7 protein-coding genes are annotated in these 8967 nt (G+C 45.4%); 1 reads left to right on the forward strand and 6 read right to left on the reverse strand.

What is annotated here, in order from left to right; genetic code table 11:
- Both msrB and radC read right to left on the reverse strand, forming a co-directional pair.
- On the reverse strand, positions 1–224 hold a 224-nt coding region (msrB, locus tag F6K20_RS13095), incomplete at its 3' end, for a peptide-methionine (R)-S-oxide reductase (protein WP_287294932.1).
- A gap of 700 nt (positions 225–924) precedes the next feature.
- A complete protein-coding gene (radC, locus tag F6K20_RS13100; RefSeq protein WP_008182685.1) occupies positions 925–1656 on the reverse strand; it encodes a RadC family protein in 732 nt (243 codons plus the stop codon).
- 631 nt (positions 1657–2287) lie between these two features.
- Between radC and F6K20_RS13105 the strand changes: the two genes are divergently transcribed.
- Positions 2288–5065, forward strand: coding sequence for a hypothetical protein (locus F6K20_RS13105; RefSeq protein ID WP_287294934.1), 2778 nt, complete (start codon positions 2288–2290; stop codon positions 5063–5065).
- A gap of 1 nt (position 5066) precedes the next feature.
- On the opposite strand, the gene F6K20_RS13110 is transcribed toward F6K20_RS13105, so the two are convergent.
- From F6K20_RS13110 to F6K20_RS13125, 4 genes are all read right to left on the reverse strand, one after another.
- Positions 5067–5471, reverse strand: a complete 405-nt coding sequence (locus tag F6K20_RS13110; protein ID WP_008184015.1) for a hypothetical protein — start codon at positions 5469–5471, stop codon at positions 5067–5069.
- A gap of 26 nt (positions 5472–5497) precedes the next feature.
- The gene (secF, locus tag F6K20_RS13115; RefSeq protein WP_287294935.1) at positions 5498–6499 is read right to left on the reverse strand and encodes a protein translocase subunit SecF; all 1002 of its coding nucleotides are present in this window, start codon (positions 6497–6499) and stop codon (positions 5498–5500) included.
- Positions 6500–6867: 368 nt separating this feature from the next.
- Complete coding sequence (secD, locus tag F6K20_RS13120; RefSeq protein WP_287294937.1) at positions 6868–8262, reverse strand: protein translocase subunit SecD; 1395 nt, start codon at positions 8260–8262, stop codon at positions 6868–6870.
- Positions 8263–8493: 231 nt separating this feature from the next.
- Positions 8494–8967, reverse strand: a 474-nt coding sequence (locus F6K20_RS13125; RefSeq protein WP_287294939.1) for a transketolase C-terminal domain-containing protein, incomplete at its 5' end; no start/stop codon positions are given.

Here is an 8967-nt window from a genome sequence, read left to right on the forward strand (position 1 = left end):
TCTGGTGCGAAAAAACTAGGCCAACCTGTCCCAGAATCATATTTGGTATCAGAGTTAAATAGCTCTGTTCCGCAACAGATACATTTGTAGATACCCTTGTCCTTATTGTTCCAGTATTCTCCAGTGAAGGCTCTTTCCGTTCCCTTCTGTCTGGTGACTTTAAACTGTTCCGGTGTTAGCTGCTCTTTCCACTGTGCTTCAGTCTTTTGTACTTTACTAACCATGGCTGAATCCTTGTAATAGTGTTTTGATGATACGTGGGAGGTGAGAGATCACCAATAGGGTAATCTGGTCTTTTTTAAAAAAAAGACACGTTTTGATACTTAACTTAACATTTTCTGGCACACAGGAGATGGGAAGTTTGGGAAGTTTGGGAAGTTTGGGGCGTGTGGGGAGATGGGCAGGGTTTGATCAAGGGTAATTATTCAAAGGTAGGCGTTGCTGAATTAAGGAATGAATGGGCGATCATCTGGTTTTATTAAAGCCCCCTAAATCCCCCAATTTTGGGGGACTTTGGGAGTTTTGTTCCCCCCAGCGAGGGATTGCTCGCTGGGGGGCTAGGCCGTGTTTTCAAAGTTTTCCGCAAGATTTAGATCCCCCCCAACCCCCCGCGCGGAAGGGGGGAGCCATTCTCAAAGTCCCCCTTTTTTAAGGGGGATTTAGGGGGATCTCCGAGTTTGAAAACACGCCCTAGGGGGGCGAAACCATACCCAGAATCAGCAACGCCCAAAGGTAAGTATTCGCCCATGAGATGAGTGGTCAGGCAACCCTTCCGTGTCTGCCACAGCTAATATCATGTCAGGATAATTACCCTTAATAAAAATCTCCCCCATCTCCCCATCTCCCCACACCTCCCACCCTCCCCACCCTCCCCGCGCCCGGGCCCCAAAATTGATGGATATTCAACCGGACTTGATATAAACCTCACTCTTCCTGGGGATACTCATCCCACAGTTTCGTTACTTGCCGTATGCTCTGGTAATTACCATTGCCAACAATCAAGTGATCCAATACCGGAATACATAAGAGTTGACCTACCTGTAATAACCGTTCCGTTAGAGTAATATCTTGAAAACTTGGGTCAACACTCCCAGTGGGATGATTGTGAGCCACAATTACCTGTGTTGCTCCTTGGCGCAGCACTTCTCGGAAAATATCCCGGGGATTAGCAATGGTTTCTGTTGCTGTACCAACAGTAATAATCTGAGTACCCAACAAATGATTCTTAACATCAAGTAGCAACACAGCAAATCGTTCATGATTTTGCCACATTAAGTCATGACTCAAAGACGCTGCTGCTGAGGCTGGACTATCAATAATTACACCTTCTGTAGGTCGAGACAGAAATGCCCGTTTGCCCAGCTCCACTGCGGCTAAAATCGTTGTGGCTTTCGCTAGTCCAACACCATGAATTTGGGTCAATTCTTGAGCTTTAATATTCCGCAACACAGCCATTGGGTCTCGCTGGTCTTTGGCAAGTTCCTGTAAAATCAACTGTCCTAAACCCATGGCAGAAAGCTTTCCTTTGCCTTGACCTGTACCTAAAAGAATTGCTAGCAGTTCCGCTGTCGCCAGATTTTTAGCTCCTAGAGCAACTAATCGCTCACGAGGACGTTCACTGATGGGAAGATCAGCAATTCTCAGGCAATATGTCATAGATGTACACTGATCAAGACTGAAGGGATTTATTTTTAGTTATCCCGTTTTGAGCTAAGAAAGCTAGATTCGATTGGGAATATGCTGATTATCCCAATAATCAAGATGGGGAGATGGGACGATGGGGAAATGGGGAAATGGGGAAATGGGGAAATGGGGAGATGGGGAGATGGGGAGATGGGGAGATGGGGAGATGGAGAAATTAGGTGTAAACAAACACAGATGACTAGCACAATTTCATAATACTGTCGTGCCAAATTGACGATTTTGCCAAATCTTTACATAACGGATTTTCTTTAGTGCATAAATATTTGAACAAAACCAAGAAGGTTTAGTGCTGGATTGTCTAGGAAGGTTATCCCTTGATTAGCGGACTTTTCGGCAACACCAATTACCTACCAAAAACGAAAATCCGAGAAATTCTAATCATATTGACTGACTTAATACCTCAAAGCGCGTAGTGGCTATGTTACAGTAATTAATAATTTACAATCAACATATAAAGATTTTCCCTAGACTGCCTCAGAATTAAGTAAAATTTTGATGAATTTATCACAATCCTAGTCCCAATCACTAGGATTAGCTGAGATGATGTCAAATCGAAAGCATATAGACATCTACCAAATTAACTATGTCAAATCAACTATTCAATATTTCAAACCTTAACGGCAGAATTGGGTTCTCTATTAATGGTGTTACGTTAGGTGACCGCTCCGGTTTCTCAGTCAGCAGCGCTGGAGATATCAACGGTGATGGCAATCATGATCTGATCATCGGAGCCCCAGGTGCTGATCCCAATGGCCTTTTTTCAGGTACAAGCTATGTAGTCTTCGGTGGTCCAGATGTAGGTACTACCGGTACCATTGAACTCGCTGACCTAGACGGTACTAACGGTTTTGTTATTGCCGGTCTTAATTCAACTGGATTCTTAGGCTTTTCGGTTAGCAGTGGTGGAGATATCAATGGTGATGGTACGAATGACCTACTGGTAAGTGCTCCTGGTGCTGGTGCCAACAACAATGGCGTTAGCTATGTAGTATTTGGCGGTTCCACTGTGGGCTCTACTGGTAGCGTAGATCTCTCATCTGGCTTTGCTATCAATGGCATTGATCCTGCAGAATTTTCTGGTCATTCCATCAGCAATTTAGGGGATGTTAACGGCGATGGGAAAAATGACCTATTGATTGGTGCTCCTCATGCCTTGTTGCCTATTTCTTCTCCCGGTCTTAATCCTGGCAATGCTTATGTGGTATTTGGGGGCACAGGTACTGGCGGTAGCCTAGACCTCTCCACTCTGGACGGCACTAATGGCTTCCTCCTCACCAGTAGTGTTGCCGGAAACTTAGCAGGTTTTTCAGTCAGTAGTGCTGGGGATATCAATGGTGATGGCATCAAGGACTTCGCTATCGGTGTTCCTGGTAGTGATTCTCCTCTGACTGACAACAGTTCTGCTGGCAAGACTTATGTAGTGTTCGGTGGTTCAGGTGTCGGTGCCACTGGAACCCTAGACCTCTCATCGATACCCTCCTCCGACCCCAAAACTGGCTTCGTCATTAATGGTATTGATGAAGGTTCTAGCCTTGATCTCGGTGACAGGGCAGGCTGGTCCGTGAGTGATGCTGGCGATGTCAACGGTGATGGTGTTAGTGATTTAATCATTGGGGCTCCCTTTGTTGACTCCGATACCCAGACTGATGTTGGCGAGGCTTACGTAGTGTTTGGCGGCACCGATGTTGCTGGTACAGGGAACTTAGACCTTGCAAGCCTCGACGGTACCAATGGCTTTGCCATCACAGGGATTGAAGCGAATGGTCTCCTGGGCTCGTCAGTTAGTTATGCTGGGGATCTCAACAAAGATGGGTTTGCTGATGTTGCGATTGGAGCTAAAGGTGCAGGCAAAGTTTATGTGCTATTCGGCAGTGAAGAGTTGGGAACTACTGGCAGTGTAGACCTTTCTACCCTAAACGGCGAAGATGGCTTAGTTATCGAAGGTACTGACTCCCTAGGCTTCTCAGTAAGTGGAGCAAAAGACGTTAATAGTGATAGCATTGATGACCTAGTTATTGGCGCACCTGGTCTTGAGCTTAGTACAGCCAATGGCGACACCCCAGGGAATAGCTATGTCCTATTCGGTAATGTTGCTCCAGTGATAGACCTCAATGGTGTATCGCCAGTTATCGATCCCGATCCAGATACCACTACTGATACTGATCCAGATACCACTACTGATACTGATCCAGATACCACTACTGATACTGATCCAGATACCACTACTGATACTGATCCAGATACCACTACTGATACTGATCCAGATACCACACCTGATCCCGATCCAGATACCACACCTGATCCCGATCCAGATACCACTACTGATCCAGCTCCCGAGCCAATTATTGCTGCTGCCCCAGCTATTCCAGCTGCCCCAGATCCAGATACAGACGGCATTGATGCTACTGTCACATTTACCGGTAATCAGCTTGCACTGTTCCCAGATAACAAATTGACTCTGAGTGATGCTAATAACACCACTCTGGTTGGCGCAACAGTAAAAATTGCCAATCTGCTCAATCCCACAGAGGAACTGCTGACTGTTGACAACACTGATACCCTGATTGCGGTTAACTTCGATGCCAACAATGGTATCCTTTCCTTAAGTGGGGTAGATACCATCCAAAATTACCAGCAAGTCCTCAACACCCTAGAGTATGAAAACACATCTGGTGTGACTGATGCCTCTGGTCGCATTATCCAGTTTGTGGTTGATGATGGTTTAGCTTTCAACAACGTAAGTGAGGTAGCTACTCTGATTACCATCCAAGATAATGACTCGACGGTGATTGGTACTTTCCAGAATGATACCTTGCTTGGGGGTAATGGCAACGATACCCTAGAGGGTAACTCAGGTAATGACTTACTCGACGGTGGAGCTGGTAATGATAGCCTGGTTGGAGGAGATAACTCAGACACCTTGCTCGGTGGTGACGGTAATGACGTCCTTGATGGTGGGACTAATGGAGACTTCCTAGATGGTGGAGCTGGTAATGATAACTTGTCTGGGGGAGAAAACTCAGACACCTTGATCGGTGCTGAGGGTAATGACTCCCTGTTTGGTGGCAACGGTGATGATATCTTAGAAGGCGGATTAGGCAATGATATCTTATCTGGCGCAGGGGGCATTGACACCTATGTCTTGAACCCTGGTGAGGGAACAGATACTGTGTTTAGTTTTGAAGATGGAATCGATATGTTCAAGTTAGGTGGAGATCTGACCTTTGATCAGCTGGCAATTGCTGATATGGGCGCGACTACTATTACTGCCAATGGCGAAGTCTTAGCACAGGTGTTCGGGGTCTCCGCGAGTCAGCTCACAGCGGCAGATTTTATTGTTGAGGAGGATATAGTCGTTTAATTCAAGAGCCGCACACCCACTTCCAGAGTGGGTGTGTGGGGCCTTGCTGACAAATCCGCTGTACTTGTTGCTCCAGACGTTTCTGTTCTAAGGGTGGTAATCCAAATAAAATATTGCGACTTTGCCAAACTAAGACGGCTAAAGTTGTGCCAATACAGATAGCCAGACCTAGGGCAGGCAGATGGTTGTAGATAATACTATACCGGAGTGCTGCCCAGGTAAAATGCGATCGCATCAGGGAAATTTCATACTGCCAAGCCCACAGGCTTAATGGAGCAACAGTTATCCAGAGGATGCCTACGAAAACCCACCTACCATAAACAGTTATTTGATGTAATCGTTTTACCCTGGCCTCAAAGATGGGGTCAAGGGTAATTTTTCTTCTTGGGCTATCTGGCTGCTCCATAATTAGAAGACTATTGAAATTGATAACTAAACTTCATCAGAAAATTCTGCTTCAATCACTGAAGTCCCCTCCTTTTCTGGATTAACTGCAACCTCGACTACAGACTGAGCTTTACCAGTGCGCTCTCTCCACCAAGCTAAGAGGGTACTGGCAATAAAAATACTGGAGTAAGACCCTGCTGTAAAACCAATAATTAGTGCTAAGGCAAAGAATTTTAGGGTTTCTCCCCCGAACAGCAAGATTGCTAACAGGGGTAGCAAGGTAGTTAAGGTGGTATTGATGGAGCGGGTTAAGGTTTGATTAACAGCATCCTCTACAATTTGATTGATATGTTGACCTGGCTTGAGTTTAATTACTTCTCGCACCCGGTCGTAAATCACCACAGTATCATTAACAGAAAAACCAATAATTGTCAATAGGGCAACCACAAATAAGGTATCGACTTCTACCCCTAGCACTAAACCTAGGATAGAGAAAAGACCAATAGCGATTAAGACATCGTGGAACAGGGCAACGAAAGCGAATAGGCCATAGTCAAACTCGAATCGGAAGGTAAGGTAGACAAAGATGCCCACAAAGGCCATAAACAAAGCGATTAAGCCAGAAATAAACAGTTGCCTGCCCAAGGTGGGACCAACGGTGTCAATCTGAGTAGATTTGGGATCGAAAACACCAAGACGCTCGGTTAAAGCAGTTTGCAACTGGGTGCGTTGTTCAACATCTAATGTTTTAGTCCGAATTGTCAGGGCTTGTTTTTCTTCCCCTAGTATTTGGATACTGCTATTGCCAAGACCTTGTGCTGTCATGACGTCTCGCACCAAGGCCAAATCGATGGGTTGGTCACAGTTTCCGGGTTGAGTACAGTCTCTCTCTAGCTGTAGGCGGGTACCACCAACGAAATCGAGACCTAACCGTAAAGGGGCTCCTAGTTGAATAAAAGAAATCACCATGGCAAGGATACCGACCGTAATCAGGCCGGTTGAGATGCTCCACCAAAGCGATCGCGTTTTAATTACATTAAGTTTCATATTGACTTTTTTATTGATAAATCCTTATATAGCAAAGGGAGTAGGGAGTAGGGAGTAGGGAGTAGGGAGTAGGGAGTAGGGAGTAGGGAGTAGGGAGTAGGGAGTAGGGAGTAGGGAGTAGGTAATCAAATTATCACAATTAATTTAATTTAGGATTGCTATAAATTAGGAATTATGAAATGGGTTTGTTGATGGAACCGGAGCATGGTCAACTAAACCCTTTATCCACAAAGTTATCCACAACTAGGATGAAGGATTAAATAGATTTTTTAGTTGAACCAAATCATGGTCAACTAAACGCTTTATCCAAACCCTTTAATTACACTTCTTACTTCCTATTTCCTACTTCCTATTTCCTAATTTATAAACTATTGGGTTGGTAAATTCGGGCAGAATAGTTCTGGTTTCTGACGTACCCCTGGAAGTCCTAAAACTGTTACGAGCATCAGGGTTCGACTACAGGTCACGGCGGTAAACATACTGATTCCTACCCCAATGCCTAGGGTTACGGCAAAGCCTTTCACTAGACCTGAACCTAGCCAAAACAGTACTGCACAGGCGATTAATGTGGTCACAGTTGCATCTAAAATACTAGAAAATGCTCGGTAAAACCCTGACTCTACTGAGCGATACAAGGTCTTACCAGCACGTAATTCTTCCCGTGTCCGCTCAAAAATCAGCACATTGGCATCAACTGCCATACCGATACTAAGGATAAAACCAGCAATTCCGGGTAGGGTTAAGGTAACACCTAAGAAGGCAAATGCTGCGATGGTGAGTAAAGCGTAGATACTCAGAGCAATATTAGCAATGATGCCAGGCAGTCGGTAATATAGCACCATAAAGATTAATACTAAAATAAGACCAACTACAGCAGCATAGATACTACGTTGAATACTATCTCGTCCTAAGGTTGCCCCTACGGTGCGATTCTCCACGATTTCCACTGGCAAAGGTAAGGAACCTCCCCGCAGCTGGGCAGCAAATTCATAGGCACTTTCGGCATCAAAGTTACCGGTAATCACTGCTGCACCACCACTGATGCCATTTTCAGCATATCGCGCTGCTACACTCGGAGCACTAATTAGTAAATTGTCGAGGAAAATACCAATGCTGCGTCCTGTACCGGCAATGTTCTTGGTCAGCTCAGCAAACTTTTGAGCTCCCTCACTATCGAATCGGATAGCCACTTCCCAAGCACCACCAGTTTGAAGAGGTTGGGGACGAGCATCTTGGAGGTTTTTGCCAGTCAGACCACTACTTTCAAATAGTTCAAGGATGGCTTGGTTACTACGATTGATAGCAGCTTGATTTTCTGCGATCGCATCTCCATCACCATTGTTGCGCAATACCTCTTGGTTCAATTGTAGTTGTTGTAGCACTTGCTGTTCAACCGGCAGCTGTGCTTCTGTACCAATCTTTTGATTGAGAAAATCCAGCTGTGCTGTTCCCCCTAGTACCCGTTCCGCTTGTTGCGGGTCATTGACGCCAGGTAGCTGTACCAAAAGCTGGTCTTTGCCAACGGTTTGCACTACCGACTCAGAAACCCCTAGGGCATTGACTCGGCCTTCTATAACGGTTTTAACTGCGGCTAATTGCTCAGCCGTAATTTCCGTAATCTCTTCGGTAGTGTTAATCTGAATTGTGAGTTGAGCCCCTCCCTGCAAGTCCAGTCCTAACCGGATTGGAATTTGCACCAGTACTATGATTGCTGTAATTACAAGTACTAGGATTAAGGCTAATAGTGAACGCTGTTTTTGCATGACTACGACCCGCCGCAACAAATGCTATCATAATCTGTTTTGGCGAGCCTAGTAACTGAGAAAATATAAAGTCTAAAGTCTAAAGTCTGAACTCTGAACTCTCAAGGCTGGAGGCTTAAGTATTCCATCGATTGGTTACTTAGCAATCGGCATCTTTTTCACCTCCAGCATCTAATAATCAGTAACGCCCCCTGCATGGCTTTTGCCAAGCTTTATTTGCCAAGCTTTAAGTTAAATCCGCAAAGCCACCATCTTTTTCACACCCTCGACAATCTGATGGGGTTGGACAATGGTTAGATTTTCGAGAGTCCCGTTGTAGGGAGTGGGAATATCTTGGGATGAAAGCCGAAGCACTGGTGCATCGAGTTCATCAAACCAGCGCTCATTAATCGATGCTGTTAATTCTGCCCCAATGCCACCGGTTTTCATGCACTCTTCTACAATAATGACTCGGTGGGTTTTGGCCAGTGAAGCACCAATGGTTTCAAAGTCTAGAGGCTTGAGGGAAATCAGGTCAATCACCTCAGGATCATAGCCCTCTTTTTCCAGCTGCTTAGCCGCTTGGATGGCGTGGTGACGCATCCGGGAGTAGGTAAGAATGGTAACATCTTTACCAGGGCGTACAACTTCAGCTTTATCAAGGGGTACCAAGTACTCCTGTTCTGGCAGATTTTCTTTGAGATTGTAGAGCAGGACGTGTTCAAA

Origin of the sequence: Moorena sp. SIO2C4, from assembly GCF_010672485.1 — a bacterium.
GTDB lineage: Bacteria > Cyanobacteriota > Cyanobacteriia > Cyanobacteriales > Coleofasciculaceae > Moorena > Moorena producens.

Bases quoted from the DNA above. Each gene is read 5' to 3' on its own strand.
- radC (WP_008182685.1), bottom strand. From the start codon at position 1,656: ATGACATATTGCCTGAGAATTGCTGATCTTCCCATCAGTGAACGTCCT.
- secD (WP_287294937.1), bottom strand. From the start codon at position 8,262: ATGCAAAAACAGCGTTCACTATTAGCCTTAATCCTAGTACTTGTAATT.
- secF (WP_287294935.1), bottom strand. From the start codon at position 6,499: ATGAAACTTAATGTAATTAAAACGCGATCGCTTTGGTGGAGCATCTCA.
- F6K20_RS13110 (WP_008184015.1), bottom strand. From the start codon at position 5,471: ATGGAGCAGCCAGATAGCCCAAGAAGAAAAATTACCCTTGACCCCATC.
- F6K20_RS13105 (WP_287294934.1), top strand. From the start codon at position 2,288: ATGTCAAATCAACTATTCAATATTTCAAACCTTAACGGCAGAATTGGG.